This is a genomic window from Streptomyces sp. NBC_01471 (assembly GCF_041438865.1).
Lineage (GTDB): Bacteria > Actinomycetota > Actinomycetes > Streptomycetales > Streptomycetaceae > Streptomyces.
On sequence record NZ_CP109450.1, the window covers coordinates 5,312,698 to 5,335,582 of the forward strand.

The following is a 22,885-nucleotide window of genomic DNA, read 5'->3' on the forward strand; positions in this document are numbered from 1 at the left end:
CCCACACTGAACCCAGGCTGTTCACCGATTACGGCACACCGCGCCCGCCCGTCCGGCGGCCGCCACCGTGAAGGAGCACCACCGATGAGCACCACCGCACAGCCGGACCGGCCGGGGACCGGTACGGCCGAACGCACCGGCGGCCCCGCAGCGGGCGCGGTCGAACAGCACGGCTACGACTTCATCCCCGAGTCCGAGCGCTATATGACCCCGCGCCAACTGGGCTTCTTCTGGGCGGGGATCAACTCGTACCAGTTCTTCTTCGTGCTCGGCGCGGGCGCCGTCGCCCTCGGCCTCTCCCTCGTCCAGGCGCTGGTCGCGGTGGTGGCGGGCAACGCGCTGTTCGGTCTCGTCGCATACGGCTCGATCGCCGGGCCGCGCGCCGGGCTGCCCGCGCTGACGCTGAGCCGGGCGCCGTTCGGCGTGTTCGGCAACCGCATCAACGCGCTGTTCACCTGGGCCATGTCCCTGGGCTTCAAGACGGTCAACGGCCTCCTCGGGGTCTTCGCCGTCCTCGCCCTCTTCGACCGGCTCGGCTGGCACCACTCCGGCGCGCCGGGCAAGGTCCTGGCGACCCTGCTCGTGCTGGGGGTGGCCATCGTCATCGCGGTCACCGGGCACCGGCTGCTGGTCAGGGTCCAGCCGTACTTCGCCGTGGCGGTGGCGGTGGTCTTCGCGCTGCTGCTCTGCTTCACCGTCGGCGGGGTGGACTGGAACTGGCACCCGCCGCACCACGCGGGAGGCGGCGGCAACTGGCTCGCCCTGGTCGTCTCCGCAGCCGCGCTGATCGCCTCCGGGTCGCTGTCGTACCTGGTGGTCTCGCCGGACTACGCCCGCTACCTCCCCTCGGAGACCCCGGTCCGCAAGGTGTTCCCGCGGGTGCTGGGCGGCGGTGCCGGAATGGCCGTCTACCTGGGCATCGCGGGAGTCCTGGTCGCGACGCGTACGGACCTCACCGACCCGGTGGCGGGCGTGCAGCCGCTGGTGCCCGGCTGGCTCTACGTCCTCTACATCGCCGCCTGCTTCCTGGGCTCGATCTCCAACAACGCCTCGGTCTTCTACTCGTCCGGCCTGGCCATCCAGGCCATCGGCATCCCGCTCAAGCGCTGGCTGGCCACGGCCCTGGACGCCACCCTGGCGCTGGCCGCGGTGCTGCTGATCCTCTTCGTGTACGACTTCGAGACCGCGCTCAACGAGTTCCTCTCGCTGGTCAACGTCTGGGCCGGCCCGTTCGCCGCCGTCTGGATCATGGACGGCATCCTGCGCCGCTGGCACTACGACCAGCACGACATCCACACCAGCGACCGCAGCAGCCGCTACTGGGGTGTCGGCGGTGTCAACGTCCAGGGCCTGATCGCGCTCGTCTGCGGCATGGCCACCGGCCTGCTCACCATCAACTCGCCCCTCCTGCACAGCTGGCTGAGCGGCCGGCTGGGCGGCGCCGACCTGTCCTGGTTCCTGCCCATCCTGGTCTCGGGGGCGGTCTACCTGCTGCTGGCGGGGCGGCGGGTGCGCGGCGAGCGGGAGCGGGACGGGCAGGTGAGCCGCCCGTAGCGGACCGCCGTGGCGGGTGGCCGCGGGTGTGACCGCGGCGGTTGCCCCGGGAGACGGGCGATGCCCGCCTCCCGGGGCACACACGTATCGGCAACAAAGTATTTCGGTAACCGATGTAATCTTCTCCTGTGGGACGGATGCGCGGACGGCGGCTCCTGTCGTCGTGCCCGCGGTGACACGGTCCGGCACCCGGCGTGCGAGTGGAGGAGATGTGAGCAGGCGCAAGGCGCTTTCCGGCGGACGGCACCCCTCGTGGACGGCCGCCCTCCTGCGGGAGCGTGCCCGGCCGGACCGGATCCGGCTGCGGCCGGGCGCCTGGTGGCTCGCGGTGGGCACGGTGTGCTTCGGCGCCTTCATGGGGCAGCTGGACGCGAGCATCGTGACGCTGACGTACGGCAGTGTGCGTACGGAGTTCCACGCGTCGCTGGCCGCCGTCGAGTGGGTGTCCCTCGCGTACCTGCTGACGCTGGTCGCGCTGCTGGTCCCGGTCGGCCGGCTGTCGGACGCGCACGGTCGCAAGCTGTTCTATCTCTACGGTTTCGTGGTCTTCACCGCGGCCTCGGCGGCCTGCGGCCTCGCTCCGTCGCTGGCGACGCTGGTGGCCTTCCGGGTGGTGCAGGCGGCGGGTGCGGCGATGATGCAGGCCAACAGCGTGGCGCTGGTGGCCACCAGCGCGCCGAGAGAGCGGATGCGGACCGCGCTGGGCGTGCAGGCCGCGGCCCAGGCCCTCGGGCTCGCACTGGGCCCGACCGTCGGGGGCGCACTCGTGGCGACGCTCGGCTGGCGCTGGGTCTTCGGCATCAACGTGCCGATCGGGCTCTTCGCGCTGGTCGCGGGCCACTACCTGCTGCCGAGGACGCGCAGCCGGCTGCGGTCCGACGGCTTCGACTGGGCGGGCCTCGCGCTGCTGGTCGTGGCGACGACCAGCGGGCTGCTCGGGGTCTCGGCCGCGTCCGGACTGCCGGTGCCCGGCTGGGGCGTCGGCGCGCTGTTCGCCCTGGCCGCCGGGGCCGGCTGGGCATTCGCGGTACGGCAGCGGGTGGCCGCGGTGCCGCTGCTCGACCTGGCGCTGCTGCGGGTGCGGGCGGTGTCGTCCGGGCTGATCGGCGCGCTCTCCGGCTATCTGGTGCTCTTCGGGCCCCTGGTGCTGGTCCCGATCGTACTGACGGGCAGTGGCTCTTCGGAGCTGGCGGCGGGCCTGGTGCTGACCGCGCTGCCGGTCGGCTTCGCGGTCGCCGCCACGGCGGCGGACAGGGCCCTGCCCGCCGCGCTGGGCGACCGGGGCCGCTGTGTCCTGGGCGCGCTGATCTGCGTGGCCGCGCTGGTGGCGTTGTCGCTGGCGCCGCTGACCCCCGGCCCGCTGGTGCTGCTCCTCGCGGTGCTCGGACTGGGCCTGGGCATCTTCACCCCGGCCAACAACACGCTGATCATGGGGGCGATCCCGGCACGTTCGTCGGGCACCGGCGGGGGACTGGTCAACATGGCCCGCGGCCTGGGTACGGCCCTGGGTGTCGCCCTGGTGACCCTGGCCCTGCACCTCGCCCCGCCGCACGGAGTCCCGGACGGTCCGCGTTGGGCCGTCCTCGTCCTGCTCGCGGCGGCGCTGGTCGCGGTGTACGCGGCGTGTTCGGGGCCCCGGGCGGGGGCACGGCCGCGTACGTGAGCGCGGGTACGCGGGCGGGGCGGCGGCGGCTGGAGTACCGCTCGTCGTCCCGCGTGTCACCCGTCCTTCGGGTCGCGGTCGGGGGCGGACGTGTCGGGAAGAGAGGCGTCGGGGGCGGAGTCATGGCCGGTGCCATGGCCGGTGCCGGTGCCGGTGCTGGTGCCCGTGCGACGGCGGGTGGCGACGAGATAGACCAGAGCCCCCGCGAACAGGACAGCAGAGACCCAGTCGTTCAGCCGCAGGCCCAGGAAGTGGTTGGCGTGGTCGATCCGCAAGGCTTCGATCCAGGCCCGCCCGGCGGTGTACGCCAGTACGTAGCAGGCGAACAGCCGCCCCCTGCGCGGCCGGTAGCGCCGGTCGAGCCAGAGCAGCAGGGCCATCACGCCGAGATCCCACAGGGACTCGTAGAGAAACGTCGGGTGGTAGAACGCCACGGTCGGGCTGGTGGCAGGCCGGTGCGCGGGATCGATCAGCAGGGCCCAGGGAAGATGGGTGGGGCCGCCGAACAGCTCCTGGTTGAAGTAGTTGCCCCACCGGCCGATCGCCTGGGCCAGCACCAGCCCGGGAGCTGCGGCGTCCGCGAAGTCCGCCAGGGCGATCCCCCGGCGCCTGCACCCCAGCCAGGCGCCCACCGCGCCGAGGGCGACGGCGCCGGGGATGCCGAGCCCGCCGTCCCAGATGTACAGCACCCGGATGGGCTGCCGCCCGGCGGCGAAATACAGCTCGGGGTCGGTGATGACGTGGTACAGCCGCCCGCCCAGCACACCGAAGGGAACCGCCCACAGCGCGATGTCCGCGATGTGGTCCCGGTTGCCGCCACGGGCCGCCCAGCGGCGGCCCGTCAGCCACACCCCGGCGAAGATCCCGGCGATGATGCACAGCGCGTACGCCCGGATCGGGAAGGGCCCGAGATGCCAGACACCCTGGGAGGGGCTGGGAAGGTACGCCAGGTTCATCGGCGGGACCGCTCTCGACGTGAGGTTGCCGACCGGGGCCGGAGGAACCCGAACGAGATTACCTCGGACACCGAACCTTTCGCCTGTGACCCCTGTCGTTGCGGCCGGTGCCGTCGCGGTGCCCGGTCCGGGCTTCGTGGCGGGTCCCCGTTGCGCCCCCCGACCCTGCGGCCCCGGTCCGGGCGGTCAGTAAAGTTCGCGTATGCCACCCCAGCCCCGATCCGGGACCCGTAAGCCGCCGAAGGACCACACGTCCGACGCGCGGCTGCTCACCGAGGCCGTCACACGCCTGCGCCGTTCCCTCCGGGCGTCGATCCGCACCGACTACCCCTGGGAGACCCTGCCCATGGCCCAGGTCGAACTGCTCCAGGTCCTCGCGGAACACTCCCCGGCCCGTATCAGCGACCTCGCCGCCCGCCAGCATCTGGCGGCCAGCACGGTGTCGGGCCTGATCGGACAGATGATCACGGCCGGTCTGGTGACCCGCGATGTCGACTCCGCCGACCGGCGGGCCTCCGTGGTCGTCCTCACCGACGCGGGCCGCGCCCAGCTCACCGCCTGGGCCCAGGCCCACGAACGCCGTCTGGGCGCCGCCCTCGCGGCCCTGGGCGACACGGACCGCGACACGGTCCGCGCGGCACTGCCCGCCCTGCTCCGCATCGCCGAGCACCTGGACGACACCGGCGAGTGACCGGCGGGCCGCGCCGCTGCCGTGCTCAACCGCCCCAACGGCCTGCAAGGCAAGCTCAGTTGGAGCTCGCACCACCGGCGGGCCGGTCGCCGCGGTAGGTCGTGACCCGGTAGGCGTAGCCGCCAGGGGTGAGGTAGAGCGCGTGGTTGGTCGCCCCGCGAGGGTCCCCGGGGGGCGCGTCCACCCAGCCGAGGAGGGTGGACTGGGGGGTCGGCACCCGTACTTCGGCGAGCTGCGCTATCACCTTGGGGTCGAGCGACACGGTGCGCAGTTCGAGCTGCCCTCCGCTCGTCCACAGGTCGCTGGAGTCCGTCGGGGAATACGTTGACGTCGCGTTGCTCATGACTTCTCCTGCCGATCAGTTGGATTCCGGTGGCGCGGCGTTCCGTGCCGGTGCCGGAAGTTCCAGGCTTATGAGGTCCCCGTCCCGTACATGGCCGACGGCATCAACTGATGGCCGGTCGAATCCATGCTGTGACCTTAAGTGCACTCAGCGTGATCGATACGTCAGGAAGTCCTGAATGGCTTGTTCCCCGTGCTGACGTGGCGCTTCACGATGGTTCCTTCCCGTGGACCTTCCGGCACCGTCTGTGCCGATGGGTTCCACACTGCCGGAGGCATCCTGAAGCTGACCTGAAGCAACCTGAAGGCGTCTTCAGGTTCGGCGGCCGGGGTGGCGGGTGGTCGGTGGCTCAGGTGTGCGCGGGCGGCCGTTCGGTGCGACGGCGGTCGGGAGTGAGCAGGTAGGCCATGGCCATGTCGCTGAGCTCGTCCGCGTACATCCGCTGGGCGTCGCCTGCGCGGCGGTCGGGGCGTACGGAGTTGTGGAAGCAGGCGCCGAGGACGGCCCGGGCCACGGTGTCCAGCGCTGCCTTCGGGTCGGAGCGCCGGATCCGGCCGGCGTGCGGGGCCGCGGCTTCGAGGAGGAGACGGTGGATCTCGGTGATGGTGCGGGCGCCGCGCTCCAGCGCATCGGTCCCCCGCGCGCGCAGCAGTTCCGGGAAGAGGTTGCTGGTGTCGGCGAAGGACTGGAGCAGCGCGTGCGCGTAGGCGTCCAGGACGCCGGGCAGTGACGGCTCGGCCGTGCGCAGGTGCTCGGCCACGTACTCCTCGCGTTGTTCCAGCATCCGTTCCGTCAGGGCGGCGACCAGTTGCTCCTTGCCTTCGAAGCGCCGGTAGATCGAACCGACCGAGACACCGGCGCGCTCCGCGACGCCGGTGATCGTCATCTCCTCCAGGCCGGCCGAGGAGGCGATTTCCTCGGCCGCTTGCAGTACGCGAGCCAGTGTCGCCGCGCTGCGAGCCTGCCGGGGTTCCCGGTAGTGCGCTCGGCGGTTCGGCTCGTCAGTCATGTTCCGCATGGTAACGGCGGTGGCTCGGCAGCACCCTTGACAAGGCGTGTGCTCCCATCCCTAGGATGCGAATGCGAGTTCACATTCTTGTACTGGCCGCGTCGAGGAGTCACTCATGCCAACGCAGCTGAACAGCGCGGCGGAAGCCCGCGCCCTGATCGCCGCCATCCGGGAGAGCCGGGAAAGACTGGCCGAAGGCGGGTTCGTCAGCGACCGTGACAACGCGGACCCCACCGCCAACCTGGCACTGCTGGCCGAGCTCGGAGCGGCTCGGCTGGCCGTTCCCACCGAGTACGGGGGGCTGTGGGACGGCGCGGAACGCGGGGGGTGGGGCGCGATCATCCGGGCGCTGAGGGAGGTCAGTGCGGGCGACGGCCCCACGGGGCAGAACTGGCTCACCACCGTTCTGGTGGCCCGCGAGCTGTTCGAGCCGGGCAGCGGATTCGCGGAGCCGACTCGCGGCGAACTGGCGCGCCGGATACTCGACGACGGCCTCAGGTTCGTCTCCTCTGTCGCGGAGACGGGGGTGACGGGCAGGACGACCGCACGGCCCGCTGAGGGCGGGGTGGTACTCAGTGGTACGAAGTCCTTCAACACCAACAGCGGGGGACGGGGCATGGCATTGGTCCGCTGCGTACTGGAGGGCGAGCGGTCCGCGCACCACCAGGTCCTGGTGGACCTGAACCACGCCCAGGTCGTGTCGCACGACGACTGGGACAACATGGGCCAGCGCGGCACCCGCAGCCAGACGGTCACGTACCAGGACGTCTTCGTGCCCGACGGCTGGCATCAGCCCACGGCCGGGCAGTTCTCCCCGGTCTTCCTGGGCGCGGCGATGCTGCTGCACGCCGGCTTGATGCAGGGCATCGGTGAGGGCGCTCTGGACGCGCTCGTCCAGCACACGCGCACCATGAAGCGCGGGTCGCTGCCCCAGTTCCCCACTCCGGCCGAGGACCCGCTGATCCTGCGCCGCATCGGCGCCCTCTCCAGCCAGCTGGCCGCCTCCCGCGCCCTGTTGCACAGCTCGGCGGACGGACTGGACGCCGTCCGGGACGGCGAGGACATGGACGCCGTCATCGTCGACTGCTTCCGGGCCAAGGTCGCCGCCGTCGAGGCCTCGCTCGAAGCCACCGCCGGGATTCACGAGATCACTGGCGCGCGGAGCACCTCCAACGCGTACCGGTACGACCGCTACTGGCGCAACGCCCGCACGTTCGCCTCCCACGACCCCATCGACGCCAAGAACGTGTACATCGGCGGCTACGAACTCGGCAACAACCTCCCGCCGCTCTCCACGATCATCCGCTTCTGAGCATCAGCCACGGCCGGCTTCGGACCGGCAGGCCCGCTCGGCCCTTCGGCCGGGCGGGCCGCCTTTTCCGCTGCCCCTGCGTACGCACATCCACGCGCGCCGCAACGGGGCCGTAGCCGGCGAGGCGGGGCACTCAGCGGCCAAGTGCCCTGCACCACGACGGCAGTACTCCCTGGGGCCCTGGGGCCCTGTTGGCTGCGAGGATCCTGTTGGCCGCGAGGGAGAGGCGCCTTCCGGGTGAAGGTGCATATCGGGCGGACCCTGCCACGTGTTCGCGCTGAGGGCGACGGCGGATGGGGGGCGCCGGCGTCCGGCTGCCACAATGGCCGGCATGGACGCAGCAGAAGCCGGGAGCAGCCTCGGACAAACCCGCCACATCGACCGCGCTTCGGCGCGCCCACCCCTACCCCGATGGGTGCCACTGGTGTGCGGAGTCATGTTCGGCGCGGCTGTGGTCCTCCAGGGTCCCAACGGCGGCATGTCGGGCCTGACGGCTCCCCTCATCGGCCTCGCCCTCGCCCTCGGCGCCTATGCGCTGATCGTGGCCATCCGCGCTCGCCAGGGCGCGCCGAGGCGGCCCGTTTCCGCGGCGCCCTGGATCACGACTGTGGTCGCCGCCGGCGCCCTCTCGACATCGTCCCTCAACAGCTCGAACACCTCCGAACTGCGCTGGCTCTATGTCGCCTCGGGTGCCGTCGTCGCCGGGATCGTCTGGTACCGGCTGCAAAGGAAAGCACGGTAGCGACCGGAGTTGACGGCGTCGCTTTGCCCACCAGCAGGGAGTGAAGAGGTCCCGGGGAAGCGATGCGAGGGGTGCACGCCACCGCGACCCGACGGGGGCGACGCCGACCGCCGTCGCTGCGGCGTATGGCCCCCAATGCGCCCATTTCCCTTAGCTTGATCTTTAACCTGTGCGGCGCGGACGTGGGTCCGTTGACTTCTTCGTTCGTCGTTTCGCGGAGCCTGGTTTGCCGACCGTGTGCACGTCGTGGCGTGGGGTGGGCCGGATGTTCTTGCTTCCGGGTGGCCGGCCAGGTCCGGGGTGGGAGGGTTTCGGTGCTCCGGCTGGGCAGTGGGCCTTCGGGCGGAGGTGCCGAAAGTCGCGGCGGACGCGGGCCGGGGTCAGCCTGTCGGGCGGGGTCGGTTTTTCCCACGGTCGCCGGAGGTCGGCTGCTAGTGGGCGGGCGAGCCGAAGCTGGGTGAAGACTGCGAGGATCAGCCAGGTCCAGCGGTCGGCTGCTTCGGGGGTGCGGATCTTCGGGCAGGTCCAGCCGAGTGTCTGTTTGAACAGGCGGAAGGTGTGCTCGATGTCGAAGCGCCGCAGGAATGTCTGCCAGAGCATGTCCACGTCGGTCTCACAGGCGTCGGTGTCTGACCACCACAGCCAGACCGGCTTCGGTGTGGCACCGCTGGGCAGGTGCTCGACTTGCAGGCGGATCACGGTGCCCTCGATGACCGGAAGTGTCCCGAGCTGGGAAGTCCAGGCCGAACGGTGGGTCAGCCGAGGATGAAGCCGGTCCCAGGCCCTGGCGGTGGCCGTTCCGTAGAGGCGGGTTGTGGTCACCGTCTGCGCGTCGGGTGTGCCCCAGGTGGCCGGGTCGCCGAAGACGAATTCGCCGCCATGACGAGGCGGGCGGCCGTGGGTGCCGGGCTCGCGGGGTGGGACCGCGCGTCGCAGGACGCGGTCCGAGCGCATGCGTCCCAGTACCCGCACCGGGAGATCTTTCAGAAGGAAGGCCAGGCGGGGAACGTCGTAGCCGGCATCCACCACGACCAAAATCTCCGGATCGCCGTCCGTCCACTGCCCGGCCGCGACCAGTCGCTCGACGAGCTCGCGCATCTGCCGGGCCGTGGCAGTGGCGGCATCCTCGCCCGGCGCCAGACGTAGTGCGTCCAGCGGTGCGGTCCAGGAACTGCGACCTGTCTCGAGTGCGCAGATCACCGAGTAGGGCCAGCCGGGAACGGGAATGTGCTGGTCCTTGCCCCGCCCATAGGTATGGCACAGGATTCGCTGCGGTGAGGTGTGCGCGTTGGGCCGCAGCCAGCAGGTGAGGTCGGCGGCCAGGACCAGCCGGCCGTCCGCCGCCCGCGGCAGCGGCACCGCGGCCAGGGCCCGCCGCAGGCGGGCCACATCGACCCGGCCCGCGGACAGGGCATCGTAGAGCCCGCCGTGCCCGCGACGGTGTTCACCCACCAGCGACAGCTCCACCAGGGAGCGGACCGGACCGTCCGCGCACAACACCGCGTCCGCGAGTTCGAACAACGCGTCCGCACGCCTGGTCAGACAGGAGTAGAACTCACCCCGGAAGCGTGACAGTCCTGCAAACGGATCCTGCCGGACAGCATGATGCGACAGACTCATCCCCACGGCCTTCGCGCTGAGCTTGTGTGTTCCTTGGTCGGATCACATGCTCAGCCGAAGGCCGCCCGCACGTACGGCAGTTACCACTCCGAGTGATCAAGTACGACGAGCCGTTCGGATCTCTAGGTTAAAGATCAAGCTTAGGGTTTGTCGCATTTCACCAGGCGGCGGGAGGCGGTCGCTTTGGTCGTGCCAGGACGTGGGCGGCGAGGTGGCGAGAGTGACGACGGCCATGAGGGTGACTGAGGTAAGGCGCCTGCCGGTCGATGCCGAAGGAGTGGGTATCCCGGTCCGTCGATGCTCAGGAGAAGACCTTGCGCCGCATCGCTGTCGTGCTCGTGGCTGCTGCCGCCGTTATGGGAACCCTCGTCCCCACCGCGGCCGCCACTGACGTTCTCAACTCCCAGCAGTTGATCAAGGGCGGCAACGCCAACTCGTTCACCAGGAACTACGGGAGGTCGGTCATCGAGAACGTGAACAACTTCGGCGGGGCCCCGTCCGAGCCAGGGGCCCCGTCCGCGCCGGAGCCCCCGTCCGCGGGTGCGCAGCAGCCGGTCGCCCCACAGCCCGTACAGCCCGCGGAGCCGCCCAAGTTCAACAAGAGCCGCTTCGCCATCTGACCGCGCCGAAGTTGAGTTGTCGAGTACGAGCCGGTCTCAATCGATCTCATCAACTCCTGCCAGGTGGGGATTGAGGCGCCGTCCTAGTACTTCGGGTCACGTGCGGGGTGCTGGCGGGGCTGCAGTCGCCGCCGACGTGGGGCGGGCACGCGTCCGTCATCGCCTTGGGTACTGCAGACCGGGCCTCGGCCCGCAGCGCCCAAGGCGATGACGTCCCGCAGGCGGGTGGTGCGGACGTTCCCGGTGCGCAGGTGCCGGGACAGGATGCAGGCGTACACGTCGCCGTCCGGCGAGACGGCGACGCGTACGTGGAAGCACCGCCCGCACAGCTCACTCACATCAGGCGCGGTGGCCGCATCCGGCGCCGCCCGTCCAGCGGCGCGCACCCGGACCTTCGGTCCGGACAGTGTGCAGCAGTGCTCATGGCGAGGTTCCTCTCGTCGGTTACCGGTTTTCCTCGGACAGGTGGCCGGCCGCCTCCTGGGTTGTGTGGTCAGCGAGCGCTCGGCTTCCAGCATTTCCGCACCGTTACCGCGGCGAGAGCTTGAGACTTGATCCGTTCTGGTTGATCGGCTTCGGCTTCGAGCAACATGTCGAGCGTGCCCTCGCAGTCTCCCGACTGATACCGCGCCCGCGATAAGTCGTCGACGTACGCGGCGGAGTGGACGGGGCGACTGATGTCGTCCAGGTCGACCCGGCCGGACAGTGAAAGTGCCTCGGCAGGCTCGGGCTCGTCACCGGCGAGCGCCACGTTCACACACCTGCGTGCGGACATCGACAACCGAGAACGCACTGCCATAGACCCGCACCGGTCCGGACTGCGTTGCCGCGGACTCAGCCGTCCGCAACAGCGCCTTGGCTTCATCACGGTGACCGCGACGAGCGGCCGGTGTCGCTGTCGCGATCAAGAGATTCCCGAACCGACGTATGGATGGACTCCGTCGCGGCGACGTCGACGTACTGACAGGGCGACTGCTCGCGGCTGTCCGGGATCCTGCCCATGTTGCTACGTGAAGGGTGAGCCGTCGCCCGCGCGTGCGTCACGTCGCGGAACTCGCGCAATTCACGAACGCGGTCGCCAATGGTTGTTTCCATGCGTACCCCCGCCAGAAGGTTGGATTTTTACGCTACTCCGGAGCGGGGGTGGAGAGGCGGCGGAGTGTATGGCCGGTGATCCGTGCAGTCGATCCCAGGCATGACGAAATCAGCCCCGCCCGGCCGCGGGGCCAGGCAGGGGAGGTCGTGCTGTCAGAAGTGCCGACGCCCGGCAGGCAGCAGCCCCGAGCACCCTCGTGCTCGGCGATGGCTGATCGGGTGCCGGGGCGCCGCCCCGGATCCTTACGCCGTCACTACGTCGTTCTCGCTACGTTCCCCAGACCTGAACCACAGACCCGAAAAAGGCCCTCCCGGTGGGAGGGCCCGGCCGCGGTGCGGCGAGAGTGCCCCCGGCAGGACTCGAACCTGCGGCCAAGCGCTTAGAAGGCGCCTGCTCTATCCACTGAGCTACGGGGGCCGGATCGTGGCCTCGGCGGCCTGGAGCCCCGGTTGTACGGGTGCGTGACCATGCCGGGGACCAGGATAGGGCTCCATTCACCTGCTCCCCGTTGCTTCACCTCCGTGGCACGATGTGGAGGTTCAGTGAAGCGAACTGATAATCGCAGGCGGCCGCGGATCGCGCACCGCTTTTGGCCCATCGGATGCCGGGTGTTGTGCAGTCGTTATGCCTGCGTCCCACTCGTCCCGAGTGTCCCGGGTGTCCGAACGGCCCTGATAGCCACCGATTGGCGCGCAGAAGTGGCTATACGCTTCAAAAAGCCAATCAAATTGGGCATTCTTCGCATGTGGTGACCTTGGATGTACGGCCTCAGCTGATTGACGCACTCTCCGCCCTGCGTGACCGAGTCGCCGCCGTGCGCCTTCCGCTCCCCTTGCCAGGCGCACCGCGCGCCCGCCGGACGCGGACCGAGCTGCTCGCGCAGCTCGACGACTACCTGGTGCCCAGGCTCAGAGCCCCGGAAGCGCCCCTGCTCGCCGTGATCGGCGGGTCGACCGGTGCGGGGAAGTCCACGCTCGTCAATTCGCTGGTCGGGCGCCGGGTCAGCGAGGCCGGAGTGCTGCGGCCCACCACACGGACCCCGGTCCTGGTCTGCCATCCCGACGACCACCACTGGTTCTCGGGGCTGCGCGTGCTGCCGCGCCTCACCCGCGTATGGCTTCCGCAGCAGGACGACACCGGCGACGGCGGGCCCCCGGAGCCGCACGGGGCCGGCAGCGGTGCGCTGCGGGTGGAAACGGCGGCGAACCTGCCGCGCGGGCTCGCACTGCTCGACGCCCCCGACATCGACTCGCTCGTCGCGGGCAACCGGGCGCTGGCCGCCGAGTTGATCTGCGCCGCCGACGTATGGGTCATGGTGACCACCGCGTCCCGGTACGCCGACGCCGTGCCCTGGCATCTGCTGCGTACCGCGAAGGAGTACAACGCGACGCTCGTCACCGTCCTCGACCGGGTGCCCCACCAGGTCGTCGGCGAGGTGTCACGGCAGTACGGAGCGCTGCTCACCCGGGCCGGGCTCGGGGACGCACCGCGCTTCACCATCCCCGAACTGCCCGAGTCCGCGGGCGGCGGCAGCGGACTGCTGCCCACCACCGCCGTGGCACCGCTGCGCGCCTGGCTGACCCAGCGTGCGCAGGATCCGGCGGCCAGACAGCAGGCGCTCGACCGCACGGCGAGCGGGGTGATCGATTCGCTCGGTGCGCGGATGCCCGAACTGGCCGCGGCCGTCGCCATCCAGTACTCCGCCGCGGTACGGCTCACGGGCACCGTCGAGGCGGCGTACGCGGGGGAGGGCGAGCGCGTACGGGCGCGTCTCAGGGCGGGCGCCGTGCTGGCCGGGGATGCCAGGACCCGATGGCGCGGCTATCCGCTGGACAGCTCGTCGGGCGAGCTGCTCGACGCGCTCTCGGAGAGCCTGACGGTGCTGCTCCGGTGCGCGGTGGCCGCTGCCGACGAGCGGGTCCGTGAGGGCTGGGGGCGCGAGCCGGCGGCGTCCGGGCTCGAAGCCGAGGCGGGGGAGGCCGGTGAGCGGGTCGGTCTCGCCGTGCGGCGCTGGCGGCGGGTTCTGGAGGAGCTGGCCGAGGAAGAGGTGGGGGAGCTGGAGCGGTCGGCCGCGCCGGACCCCGAGGCGGTCGCCGCGTTGCTGGCCGCCGCACTGCTGGGCGGGCGCCGGACCCGCAAGGCGGGGGAGCGGCTGGCCGAACTGATCGGTGCGCAAGGGGCGCTGAGGCTGCGGGACAGGGGCGCGGAGCTGGTCAGGACGTACATCGACGACGTGCTCGGCGCGGAGCGCGACCGTCGGCTGGCGCCGCTGGAGGCCCTCGACGTGGGCCCCGAGTCGCAGGCCGAACTGATCGCCGCGCTGTCCGTACTGCAGAAGGAGAAGTACCCGCGATGACCGAGGGGACCGAGGCGACCGAGGTGACACACGTGACCGGGGTGACCGGAGCGGTGGAGGTGGATGCGGTGGCAGACGCAACTGTGGCGGCTGAAGGGGGTGGCGGCGTTGGTGCCGCTGGAGAGGTGGGAGCGTCAGACGGTACGCAGGAGACCGCTGGGGCGTATGCGACCTCCGCGCCGGGTGCTGGTGCGGAGGCGGGGGGCGAGCGGCCGGGGGAGCGGGGGAGCCAGGAGTCGCAGGGCGTGCACGCAGCTGCCCCTTCCGGGCGCCTTTCCGGGGCCTCCGCTCCGTCCCGGGCGGCAGGGGTATCCGGCGAGGCCAGAATGCCCGAACAGGGAAGCCACCGCTGGGACGACGGGTTCATCGCCCGGCGCGCGGCCGACCGGGACAGCGCGCCGGGCAGCGCCCGAGACTTCAGCCTGGGCCCCCTGCCCGAGTCGTACGAGGACTTCCCGCGCTCCGTCGCGTACGGCGCCGAACTGCGCGCCCGGCTGGACGCCCTGCGGGAACTGGTCGGCCTCTCCCGTACGCGCCTCGACGGCCCGACGCTGGCGGAGGCCGGACGGGTGCTGGACGAGGCCTCGGCCCGGCAGCGGCTCTCCTCGCAGCACACCGTCGTCGCCATCGCGGGCGCGACCGGCAGCGGCAAGTCGACCCTCTTCAACGCCCTTGCCGGGGTGGCGATCTCCGAGACCGGGGTGCGCAGGCCCACCACCTCCGCGCCCCTCGCCTGCAGCTGGACCGACGGCGCCGCCGGGCTGCTCGACCGGCTCGCCATCCCGGGGCGGCTGCGCCGCAGGCCCTGGATGAGCGCGGGCCCCGGCGACGAGCTGCACGGACTGGTCCTCATCGACCTCCCTGACCACGACTCGGCCGTGACTGCGCACCGCGACCAGGTGGACCGCGCGATGGAGCTGGTCGACGCGGTGATCTGGGTGGTCGACCCGGAGAAGTATGCGGACGCCGCACTCCACGACCGCTATCTCAAGCCGCTCGCGGGCCACGCCGAGATCACCTTCGTGGTGCTCAACCAGATCGACCGGCTGCCGGGTGAGGCCGCCGACCAGGTGCTCGACGACCTGCGCAGGCTGCTCGACGAGGACGGCATGGCGCTGGGCGAGCACGGCGAGCCGGGCGCGACGGTGCTCGCACTGTCGGCGCTCACCGGCGAAGGGGTGGGCGAACTGCGGGAGTTGGTCGGCCGGTTCGTCCGGGAGCGGGGCGCACCGGCGCGACGGCTGTCCGCCGATGTGGACACGGCGGCGGACAGCCTGCGCCCGGTGTACGTGGCCGAGGGGCACGCCGGGCTCGGAGAGACGGCGCGCGAGGAGTTCGGCGACCGGCTCGGCGACGCGGTCGGCGCCCTGGCCGCCGGTGAGGCCGCGGAGCGCGAGTGGAGCCGGAACGCGGTGAAGGCGTGCGGGACACCGTGGCTGCGGCTCTGGCGCTGGTACGAGTCCACGCGCGCGCCCGGCGGCCCGGAACCGATGCCGGCGGAGACCGGCCCGGAGCCCGCGGGTACGGAGGCCACCGCCCGGCAGGAGGTGGAGCAGGCCGTGCGTACGGTCGCGGCCGACGCGGCCGACGGGCTTCCCGCACCCTGGGCGCAGGCGGTGCGCGAAGCGGCCGCACGAGGCGCCGATGGGCTGCCCGAGGCCCTGGACGAGCTGGCCGTGACCACCGTCGGTCAGGATCCGGGTGGCCGCTCGGGGCGCCCCGCCTGGTGGCCGGCTGCCGTGCTGGCCCAGGTGATGATGACCGTGCACCAGATCCTCGGGGTGCTCTGGCTGCTGGGGGTGTGGGTGGGCGCGCTCGACGTCGCTCCGCTGACCCCTGTCCTGGTGATGGTGGCCGGAACCGTGGGTGGACCGCTCGTGGAGTGGGCGTGCGCGATGGCCGTACGGGGGCCCGCGCACCGGTACGGACAGGAGGTGGAGCGCAGGCTGCGGGAGGCGGCCGCCGCGTGCGGCAGGGCGAAGGTGCTCGATCCCGTCGCCGCCGAGCTGGTGCGCTACCGGGAGGTGCGGGAGCAGTACGTGACGGTGAACGGGTTGTCCACAACCGGCAAGTAGTCCACAGGCGCGAGCGGAACGGGCCTCGCCGGGCCAGCATGGGAACCGGATCAGCAACCGGCGGCAGCCGAACGGGCGCCCGGGTCAGTAATCGGCGGCAGCCGAAGGGGCGCCGGGCCCGGGCAGCCGGGTTGATCCGCGGGGTCGTTACGGGACGGCCCCGCAGGACCACGGCGGGACGGGGGAGGCAGGGCTCATGAACGACACCTTGGTGACATTGGTGGGAAATGTGGCGACGCAGCCTGAATACCGGGATTCGGTCACCGGGGGAATGGCGCGATTTCGCTTCGCGGTCACCGCGCGCCGCTGGGACCGGCAGAAACAGTCCTGGGCCGACGGGCCGACCAGCTTCTACACGGTGTGGGCCTGGCGGGCGCTGGCCGCGAATCTGGCCGGTTCGGTGTCGGTCGGTGAACCACTCGTCGTCCATGGCAGGTTGAAGGTGCGCGAGGAGGAGAAGGACGGCCGGCGCAGATTCTCGGCCGACATCGAGGCGCTGGCCGTGGGCCACGATCTGACGCGCGGTACCAGCGCGTTCAAGCGCGTGGCCAGGGCCGATCCGTCTCTGACGGAGCGCCCCAAGGACCTGGTGGCCTGATGCGGGCAGGAGGGGCACCGAAGGGTCATCAGGCCCTGAGAGGCGGCGATTTGTCGATATGGTCGGGTCGCGGCGGGGATTCACGGTAACGATTCCGATTCGGAATGGTTATCAGACGCCATGTGTGGAGACTGTGTTGCTCCTGCGTCTCTAGGATTCCCAGATACTCACGGGGCATTTGAGTCTGCCGGCGAGGAACTTCCCCCACGCGCGCCACGAGGCGCATCGCGCGAAGAGTCCTTGCCCGAAGGGGAATTCTGTGTTTTCTGCGTTTTCTGTGTTTTCTGTGGGGTCTGGTTCTCGCATACGGCGGCCGGGCACCTCCCGGCTGGCCGCCGCGGCCCTGACTGCGGGGCTGGTCGCCGGTGGTGCGATGGCAACTGCCGCACCTGCTTTCGCCGATGACGCTCCCACCAACTCCTCCGGCGTCACCGCCACCCTGGACAACCCCGGGGTGTCGGTCGGCGGCCAGGTCGTGATCAACGGCAAGGACGAGACGGCCGGGCTCTTCGAGCTCAAGGTCGACGGCGGCGGCTCCATCAAGACGTACTGCATCGACCTGTTCAACCACACTCAGGCCAACACCTCCTACCGTGAGGTCACGTGGGCCCAGTCCTCGCTCGCGAACAACACCGAAGCGGGCAAGATCCGCTGGATCCTTGAGCACTCCTACCCGCAGGTGACGCCCGCGTCCCTGGGGGCGAATCTCAACGTCACGCTGACCGACGCCACGGCCGCCGCCGCCACCCAGGCCGCGATCTGGCACTTCTCGGACCACGTCGACGCGGTGCCGAAGGACGAGGCAGCCCGGAAGCTGACCGAGTACCTGGAGAAGTCCGCGGCCAACGTGGCCGAGCCGGCCGCCTCGCTCTCGCTCGGCCCCGCCGACGTGGCCGGTCACCCGGGCGGGTCGCTCGGCCCGGTGACGGTCTCCACCAACGCGGCCAAGGCCGAGGTCTCCCTCGCCCCCGACGCGCCGCAGGGTGTCACCGTCGTCGGCAAGGACGGCAAGCCCGTCACCAGCGCGGTCAACGGCACGCAGCTGTTCTTCAAGGTCCCGGCCGGCACACAGCCCGGCTCGGCCAAGCTGAACGTCACCGCGCAGACCACGGTGCCGATCGGCCGTGCCTTCGTCAGTGACTCCAAGAGCCAGACGCAGATCCTCGCGGGCACCAGCACGGCTTCGGTCGGCGCGGTCGCCACCGCCAACTGGGCCAGCAAGGGCGCCATCCCGGCCCTCTCCGCCAAGAAGGACTGCGCCAAGGGCGGCGTGGACATCACCGCCAGCAACAAGGGCGATGAGGCGTTCACCTTCGAGCTGGCGGGCCAGAAGCACACGATCGAGGCCGGCAAGTCGCAGACGGTGACCGTCCCGGTCGCCGAGGACCAGGCCTACGACTTCACGATCAAGGGCCCGAACGGCTTCGAGAAGCGCTTCCAGGGCGTCCTCGACTGCAAGACGGCCGGCAGCACCCCCACCCACAGCGCCACCCCGACCCCGAAGCCCAGCGCGGCCTCGGCCGGCGGCAGCACCTCGGGTACCAACGGCGGCGGCCTGGCCGAGACCGGCAGCTCCAGCTCCACCCCGGTGATCGCCGGTGTCGCGATCGCCCTCGTGGTGCTCGGTGGCGGCGCGGTCTTCATGCTCCGCAGGAAGAACGGCACCGCGGGTCAGTGACCCCCGGACCGGTCACCGGAGAACCAGCCACCGAGGAGCAGTACTTCAGTGGCCGGACCGTGAGCGGTGAGTGAAGTGAGTGAGTGGTCACCGGACAGGGATGGCCACGGTGCAGCGGCCCCGGTACGCCTCGGCGTACCGGGGCCGTCTGCGTACGCCGGCCCCGGCCGGGGGGGGCGGTGCGGCGCCGTCCGCACACCGGGACGCCGCCGCACCGGGTGAACTCCGCTCGGCATACTGCCTCCGCCAGATCACCGCGACACTCAGGAGGAGTTATGGCCGGCAATTTCAAAACCGTCATCGACGTGGGCCCGGACCATCTCGACCAGGCCCGAGCCATCGACCGCGTGTTCCAGGAGGCGATTGCCCCGGCGACCGTCAACTTCGACTTCGACAACATCCGGGAGGCCGCCGCCGCCATACCCGACGGCGCCATCGTCAAGATGGTCCGCGGCTGGGGGCTCCAGGAGCACGCCGAGATAGGGGTGATCGTCCTCTCCCTGAAGGAGGCCGTGCGCCAGGCCCTGCCGGATGCGCTGGCCGACGCGTCCTTCTGGCACACGATCGAGGAGGAGTTGGTGCGCGCCTTCACCGGCCTCGCCGCGCAGGAGGGCGAGTCCGGGCTCTCGTACTACGAGGACGGCATGGACCGCACCAGCTTCTACCGGGACCTGTTCTTCGCCCTCCAGGACGAGCAGACGGGGACCGGGGTGTACGCCATCGCCTTCTGCGTGGACGCCACCATCGGCCTGGACAAGGCTCGGGTCGGTGCCCTGAAGATCTCGGATGTCGCCCCGTTCGCGGTGCGGCTCAATGCGATCGTGGTACGTCAGGAACTGCAGCCGGCTGCCTGACCGCCTTCCTGGAGGCCGCCTTCCTGAAGGGCAGTGGTCCAGCTGTCCGTCCGGCCCGCCGTCCCGGGCCGGCTGAGCCGACGATGACGATGACGATCACGACTTACGAGCGGCGCGGATGAGGCCCGGACAGGCGGCCGACGGCGACACCCCGTGACCGCCCCGCTACGTCGCGGCCTACGAACGTCCAGGTCACGGACCGGTGACCATACGGGTTTCCGCCCTGCGGTGGCCGTCAGGCAAGATGGGGTGTATCTGCCCACACATCTAATGCCGGACGGTTTCTCTTGGCTGAGTTCATCTACACCATGCGCAAGACGCGCAAGGCGCACGGCGACAAGGTGATTCTCGACGACGTCACCCTGAACTTCCTGCCCGGCGCGAAGATCGGTGTCGTGGGCCCCAACGGTGCCGGTAAGTCCACGGTCCTCAAGATCATGGCGGGCCTTGAGCAGCCCTCCAACGGCGAGGCGTACATCTCGCCCGGATTCAGCGTCGGCATCCTCATGCAGGAACCCGAGCTCGACGAGTCGAAGACCGTCCTGGAGAACGTGCAGGACGGCGCCGCCGAGATCATGGGCAAGCTCAAGCGCTTCAACGAGGTCGCCGAGCTGATGGCGACCGACTACACCGACGCGCTCATGGACGAGATGGGCAAGCTCCAGGAGGACCTGGACCACGCCAACGCCTGGGACCTCGACGCCCAGCTGGAGCAGGCCATGGACGCCCTGGGCTGCCCGCCCGGCGACTGGCCCGTCGTGAACCTCTCCGGCGGTGAGAAGCGCCGCGTCGCGCTCTGCAAGCTGCTGATCGAGGCGCCCGACCTGCTCCTCCTCGACGAGCCCACCAACCACCTGGACGCCGAGTCGGTGAACTGGCTGGAGCAGCACCTCTCGAAGTACCCGGGTGCTGTGGTGGCCGTCACCCACGACCGGTACTTCCTGAACAACGTCGCCGAGTGGATCCTTGAGCTCGACCGCGGCCGTGCGCTCCCCTACGAGGGCAACTACTCCACGTACCTGGAGAAGAAGCAGACCCGCCTCAAGGTCGAGGGCCGCAAGGACGAGAAGCGTCAGAAGCGGCTCAAGGAAGAGCTGGAGTGGGTCCGCTCCAACGCCAAGGGCCGCCAGACCAAGTCCAAGGCCCGCCTCGCCCGTTACGAGGAGATGGCTGCCGAGGCGGACAAGATGCGGAAGCTGGACTTCGAGGAGATCCAGATCCCGCCGGGCCCGCGGCTCGGTTCCATCGTCGTCGAGGTCGAGAACCTCTCGAAGGCCTTCGGCGACAAGGTGCTCATCGACGACCTGTCCTTCACGCTGCCGCGCAACGGCATCGTCGGGGTCATCGGTCCGAACGGCGCGGGCAAGACCACGCTGTTCAAGATGATCCAGGGCCTGGAGACGCCGGACTCCGGCGCCATCAAGGTCGGCGACACGGTCAAGATCTCGTACGTCGACCAGAGCCGCGCCAACATCGACCCCAAGAAGACCCTCTGGGCCGTCGTGTCGGACGAGCTGGACTACATCAACGTCGGCCAGGTCGAGATGCCCTCGCGGGCATACGTCTCCGCGTTCGGCTTCAAGGGCCCGGACCAGCAGAAGCCGGCCGGGGTCCTCTCCGGTGGTGAGCGCAACCGCCTCAACCTGGCGCTGACGCTCAAGGAGGGCGGCAACCTGCTGCTCCTCGACGAGCCCACCAACGACCTGGACGTCGAGACGCTCTCCTCGCTGGAGAACGCGCTGCTCGAATTCCCCGGTGCGGCCGTGGTCATCTCCCACGACCGCTGGTTCCTCGACCGCGTCGCCACGCACATCCTGGCGTACGAGGGTGACTCCCGGTGGTACTGGTTCGAGGGCAACTTCGAGTCGTACGAGAAGAACAAGATCGAGCGCCTCGGTGCCGACGCGGCCCGCCCGCACCGTGCCACGTACAAGAAGCTGACGCGAGGCTGACCGTGCGGCACATCTACTCCTGCCCCCTGCGCTGGTCGGACATGGACGCCTTCGGGCACGTCAACAACGTCGTCTTCCTGCGGTACCTGGAAGAGGCGCGGATCGACTTCATGTTCCGGCTGGCGCCGGGGGACGGCTCGCCGTCGTTCTCCGGCGGGTCCGTCGTGGCCCGTCACGAGATCGACTACGTGCGTCCGCTGGTGCACCGGCACGCGCCGGTCACCGTCGAGTCCTGGGTCACGAAGATCGGCGCCGCGTCGCTGACCATCGCCTACGAGGTGAAGGACGAGGACCAGGTGTATGTCCGGGCGTCGACGGTCGTCGTCCCGTACAACCTGGAGGCACAGCGGCCGCGGCGGATCACCGCGGAGGAGAAGTCCTTCCTCCTGGAGTATCTGGACCAGCCGGGAGTGCTCGCCGCATGACGGGGCTCCCGCTGCGGCTGGCCTTCGCCGACGCCGGGGAGGCGGCCGATCTCGCCGCCTTCCTGGCCCGGCTGATCCACTACGACCGTGCGGCGGCGGTCCGGCTACAGGCCAGGGCGGACGGCGGTACGGAGCAGAGCCTGGCCGTGTTCGGGCGCCCGCCCTCGTTCGAGGTGCTGGCTGTCCGGACGGCGCGGCTGGCTGCCCCGGCCGTACTGGACCTCACCGTCTCGGCTGGTGAACTGCTCGAATCCATCGACGAGCAGAGCGCGGCGGCGACCGTCCCCGCTGCTGTCACCGGTCCTCCCTGGGCCGGCCTGCTGCCGCCCCGCAGTGGCTGGCGACAGCTGCCCGGGCTGCCCTCGCCCGACGCGCTGCACGCCGCGGTCGCAGCCGTCGTCGCCGAATTCCGGGTGCGTACCGAGGAGTTGCCGGCCGACCGGCGCACCCGTACCGAACTCGACCGGATCGGACGGGAGATCTGGTCCCGGCCTGTCGGCGACACCGACCTCCCGGTCCGCGCGGCACACGCCGCCCAGTCGCTCGGGTTCCTCCGCCCGGCCCGGGTCGCCGTCCCCGATCTCACCAGCGGTACCGGTGCTCGTACCGGCCACCCCGCTCCTTACACGCTGCTCGGCGCCGGCTCCTGGCTCCGGCTGCGCACCCCGTACGGCTCGACCGCCGTCCGCGAGGCGTCCGCGCTGGGCGGGCTGAGCGTCACACCCGCGTAGGGGCCACGGGTCCGCCCTGGTCCGGCCGGGCCGCGCCCTCTCTGCCCCGTTCAGCCACCGCGCCCGCTCCGGTCCGGCCCCGGGCGGGGCGGGGTGGCGTTCTCGGTCAGCCCTCGGTGTTCACCATGGAGGCCGCCGCGTAGGTGAGGTACTTCCAGAGCTGCTGCTCGTGCTCCTCCGCCAGGCCGAGTTCGTCGACCGCCGCCCGCATGTGCTTCAGCCAGGCGTCATGCGCGGCACGGTCCACCTGGAAGGGCGAGTGCCGCATACGCAGCCGGGGGTGGCCGCGGTTGTCGCTGTAGGTGCGGGGGCCGCCCCAGTACTGCATGAGGAAGAGGGCGAGCCGCTCCTCGGCCGGGCCGAGGTCCGCCTCCGGGTACATCGGCCGCAGCAGGGGATCTTCCGCGACCCCCTGGTAGAAGTGGTGGACCAGGCGCCGGAAGGTCTCCTCGCCGCCGACCTGCTCGTAGAAGGTCTGCTCCTGAAGCGTGCCGTGTGGGATCTCTGTCACCCCTCCATGGTCGCAGACGGCACGGCGGAGGTCTGCGGTCCTAGGTCGCGAGGATGGCGAGCCCGGCAGAGCGAACTCGCTCGCTGTCACACGTTCTTC

The 22,885-nt window shown here is 70.7% G+C and carries 22 protein-coding genes and 1 tRNA gene; 14 read left to right on the forward strand and 9 right to left on the reverse strand.

All coding sequences use genetic code 11. From position 1 onward, the window contains the following. Positions 1-84: 84 nt before the first annotated feature. Together OG285_RS23810 and OG285_RS23815 are read left to right on the forward strand one after the other, a co-directional pair. Complete coding sequence (locus OG285_RS23810; protein WP_371792144.1) at positions 85-1,554, forward strand: cytosine permease; 1,470 nt, start codon at positions 85-87, stop codon at positions 1,552-1,554. Positions 1,555-1,822: 268 nt separating this feature from the next. Next, positions 1,823-3,217, forward strand: coding sequence for an MFS transporter (locus OG285_RS23815; RefSeq protein WP_371793596.1), 1,395 nt, complete (start codon positions 1,823-1,825; stop codon positions 3,215-3,217). A 56-nt stretch (positions 3,218-3,273) separates the two neighbouring features. On the opposite strand, the gene lgt is transcribed toward OG285_RS23815, so the two are convergent. After that, entirely contained in the window at positions 3,274-4,173 is a 900-nt protein-coding gene (gene lgt, locus OG285_RS23820; protein WP_371792145.1) for a prolipoprotein diacylglyceryl transferase, read from the reverse strand. A gap of 202 nt (positions 4,174-4,375) precedes the next feature. Between lgt and OG285_RS23825 the strand changes: the two genes are divergently transcribed. Continuing rightward, the gene (locus tag OG285_RS23825; RefSeq protein WP_371792146.1) at positions 4,376-4,864 is read left to right on the forward strand and encodes a MarR family winged helix-turn-helix transcriptional regulator; all 489 of its coding nucleotides are present in this window, start codon (positions 4,376-4,378) and stop codon (positions 4,862-4,864) included. A 55-nt stretch (positions 4,865-4,919) separates the two neighbouring features. Here OG285_RS23825 and OG285_RS23830 read toward each other — a convergent pair whose 3' ends face one another. Both OG285_RS23830 and OG285_RS23835 read right to left on the reverse strand, forming a co-directional pair. After that, positions 4,920-5,207, reverse strand: a complete 288-nt coding sequence (locus OG285_RS23830; protein WP_356833909.1) for a hypothetical protein — start codon at positions 5,205-5,207, stop codon at positions 4,920-4,922. 349 nt (positions 5,208-5,556) lie between these two features. Further along, the gene (locus tag OG285_RS23835; protein WP_371792147.1) at positions 5,557-6,216 is read right to left on the reverse strand and encodes a TetR/AcrR family transcriptional regulator; all 660 of its coding nucleotides are present in this window, start codon (positions 6,214-6,216) and stop codon (positions 5,557-5,559) included. A 115-nt stretch (positions 6,217-6,331) separates the two neighbouring features. On the opposite strand from OG285_RS23835, the gene OG285_RS23840 reads away from it, so the two are divergent. Beyond that, positions 6,332-7,528 carry an acyl-CoA dehydrogenase family protein gene (locus OG285_RS23840; protein WP_371792148.1) on the forward strand — a complete coding sequence of 399 codons (1,197 nt, stop codon included), beginning with the start codon at positions 6,332-6,334 and terminating at the stop codon, positions 7,526-7,528. Between the two features lie 331 nt (positions 7,529-7,859). After that, positions 7,860-8,270 carry a hypothetical protein gene (locus tag OG285_RS23845; RefSeq protein WP_371792149.1) on the forward strand — a complete coding sequence of 137 codons (411 nt, stop codon included), beginning with the start codon at positions 7,860-7,862 and terminating at the stop codon, positions 8,268-8,270. 162 nt (positions 8,271-8,432) lie between these two features. Here OG285_RS23845 and OG285_RS23850 read toward each other — a convergent pair whose 3' ends face one another. Continuing rightward, complete coding sequence (locus OG285_RS23850) at positions 8,433-9,890, reverse strand: NF041680 family putative transposase (protein WP_371792150.1); 1,458 nt, start codon at positions 9,888-9,890, stop codon at positions 8,433-8,435. 314 nt (positions 9,891-10,204) lie between these two features. Here OG285_RS23850 and OG285_RS23855 point away from each other — a divergent pair, with 314 nt between their 5' ends. Continuing rightward, positions 10,205-10,510, forward strand: a complete 306-nt coding sequence (locus OG285_RS23855) for a hypothetical protein (RefSeq protein WP_371792151.1) — start codon at positions 10,205-10,207, stop codon at positions 10,508-10,510. 83 nt (positions 10,511-10,593) lie between these two features. On the opposite strand, the gene OG285_RS23860 is transcribed toward OG285_RS23855, so the two are convergent. The 4 genes from OG285_RS23860 to OG285_RS23875 all read right to left on the reverse strand — a co-directional run bounded on the left by OG285_RS23860 (position 10,594) and on the right by OG285_RS23875 (position 12,023). Beyond that, the gene (locus OG285_RS23860) at positions 10,594-11,028 is read right to left on the reverse strand and encodes an SPASM domain-containing protein (RefSeq protein WP_371792152.1); all 435 of its coding nucleotides are present in this window, start codon (positions 11,026-11,028) and stop codon (positions 10,594-10,596) included. Further along, entirely contained in the window at positions 11,004-11,261 is a 258-nt protein-coding gene (locus OG285_RS23865; protein WP_371792153.1) for a hypothetical protein, read from the reverse strand. Before OG285_RS23865 ends, OG285_RS23860 begins: the two co-directional genes overlap by 25 nt. A 113-nt stretch (positions 11,262-11,374) precedes the next feature. Then, a complete protein-coding gene (locus OG285_RS23870; protein ID WP_371792154.1) occupies positions 11,375-11,605 on the reverse strand; it encodes a hypothetical protein in 231 nt (76 codons plus the stop codon). A gap of 345 nt (positions 11,606-11,950) precedes the next feature. Continuing rightward, positions 11,951-12,023 (reverse strand) — tRNA-Arg (locus tag OG285_RS23875). A gap of 337 nt (positions 12,024-12,360) precedes the next feature. On the opposite strand from OG285_RS23875, the gene OG285_RS23880 reads away from it, so the two are divergent. The 8 genes from OG285_RS23880 (at position 12,361) to OG285_RS23915 (ending at position 22,275) form a co-directional block, all read left to right on the forward strand. Further along, the gene (locus OG285_RS23880; RefSeq protein ID WP_356826017.1) at positions 12,361-13,962 is read left to right on the forward strand and encodes a dynamin family protein; all 1,602 of its coding nucleotides are present in this window, start codon (positions 12,361-12,363) and stop codon (positions 13,960-13,962) included. A gap of 326 nt (positions 13,963-14,288) precedes the next feature. Further along, on the forward strand, positions 14,289-16,037 hold the full coding sequence (locus OG285_RS23885; protein ID WP_356825904.1) for a GTPase: 1,749 nt from the start codon (positions 14,289-14,291) through the stop codon (positions 16,035-16,037). A 196-nt stretch (positions 16,038-16,233) separates the two neighbouring features. Then, positions 16,234-16,635, forward strand: coding sequence for a single-stranded DNA-binding protein (locus tag OG285_RS23890; RefSeq protein WP_356825902.1), 402 nt, complete (start codon positions 16,234-16,236; stop codon positions 16,633-16,635). Between the two features lie 304 nt (positions 16,636-16,939). Then, the gene (locus OG285_RS23895; RefSeq protein WP_371793597.1) at positions 16,940-18,313 is read left to right on the forward strand and encodes a Cys-Gln thioester bond-forming surface protein; all 1,374 of its coding nucleotides are present in this window, start codon (positions 16,940-16,942) and stop codon (positions 18,311-18,313) included. Positions 18,314-18,588: 275 nt separating this feature from the next. Beyond that, positions 18,589-19,167, forward strand: a complete 579-nt coding sequence (locus OG285_RS23900; protein ID WP_356825898.1) for a Type-2Aa cytolytic delta-endotoxin — start codon at positions 18,589-18,591, stop codon at positions 19,165-19,167. 287 nt (positions 19,168-19,454) lie between these two features. Then, positions 19,455-21,119 (forward strand): energy-dependent translational throttle protein EttA, encoded by a 1,665-nt coding sequence (gene ettA / locus OG285_RS23905; RefSeq protein ID WP_356825896.1) that lies wholly within the window; start codon positions 19,455-19,457, stop codon positions 21,117-21,119. Positions 21,120-21,121: 2 nt separating this feature from the next. Next, positions 21,122-21,544, forward strand: coding sequence for a thioesterase family protein (locus tag OG285_RS23910; RefSeq protein WP_356825894.1), 423 nt, complete (start codon positions 21,122-21,124; stop codon positions 21,542-21,544). Further along, positions 21,541-22,275: a hypothetical protein gene (locus OG285_RS23915; protein ID WP_371792155.1), complete on the forward strand. Its 735-nt coding sequence runs from the start codon at positions 21,541-21,543 to the stop codon at positions 22,273-22,275. Before OG285_RS23910 ends, OG285_RS23915 begins: the two co-directional genes overlap by 4 nt. A 106-nt stretch (positions 22,276-22,381) precedes the next feature. Here OG285_RS23915 and OG285_RS23920 read toward each other — a convergent pair whose 3' ends face one another. Further along, complete coding sequence (locus OG285_RS23920; protein ID WP_356825890.1) at positions 22,382-22,786, reverse strand: globin; 405 nt, start codon at positions 22,784-22,786, stop codon at positions 22,382-22,384. Positions 22,787-22,885 lie beyond the last annotated feature (99 nt).

Bases quoted from the DNA above. Each gene is read 5' to 3' on its own strand.
- OG285_RS23810 (WP_371792144.1), top strand. From the start codon at position 85: ATGAGCACCACCGCACAGCCGGACCGGCCGGGGACCGGTACGGCCGAA.
- lgt (WP_371792145.1), bottom strand. From the start codon at position 4,173: ATGAACCTGGCGTACCTTCCCAGCCCCTCCCAGGGTGTCTGGCATCTC.
- OG285_RS23825 (WP_371792146.1), top strand. From the start codon at position 4,376: ATGCCACCCCAGCCCCGATCCGGGACCCGTAAGCCGCCGAAGGACCAC.
- OG285_RS23830 (WP_356833909.1), bottom strand. From the start codon at position 5,207: ATGAGCAACGCGACGTCAACGTATTCCCCGACGGACTCCAGCGACCTG.
- OG285_RS23835 (WP_371792147.1), bottom strand. From the start codon at position 6,216: ATGACTGACGAGCCGAACCGCCGAGCGCACTACCGGGAACCCCGGCAG.
- OG285_RS23840 (WP_371792148.1), top strand. From the start codon at position 6,332: ATGCCAACGCAGCTGAACAGCGCGGCGGAAGCCCGCGCCCTGATCGCC.
- OG285_RS23845 (WP_371792149.1), top strand. From the start codon at position 7,860: ATGGACGCAGCAGAAGCCGGGAGCAGCCTCGGACAAACCCGCCACATC.
- OG285_RS23850 (WP_371792150.1), bottom strand. From the start codon at position 9,890: ATGAGTCTGTCGCATCATGCTGTCCGGCAGGATCCGTTTGCAGGACTG.
- OG285_RS23860 (WP_371792152.1), bottom strand. From the start codon at position 11,028: ATGCTGGAAGCCGAGCGCTCGCTGACCACACAACCCAGGAGGCGGCCG.
- OG285_RS23870 (WP_371792154.1), bottom strand. From the start codon at position 11,605: ATGGAAACAACCATTGGCGACCGCGTTCGTGAATTGCGCGAGTTCCGC.
- OG285_RS23885 (WP_356825904.1), top strand. From the start codon at position 14,289: ATGCCCGAACAGGGAAGCCACCGCTGGGACGACGGGTTCATCGCCCGG.
- OG285_RS23890 (WP_356825902.1), top strand. From the start codon at position 16,234: ATGAACGACACCTTGGTGACATTGGTGGGAAATGTGGCGACGCAGCCT.
- OG285_RS23900 (WP_356825898.1), top strand. From the start codon at position 18,589: ATGGCCGGCAATTTCAAAACCGTCATCGACGTGGGCCCGGACCATCTC.
- OG285_RS23915 (WP_371792155.1), top strand. From the start codon at position 21,541: ATGACGGGGCTCCCGCTGCGGCTGGCCTTCGCCGACGCCGGGGAGGCG.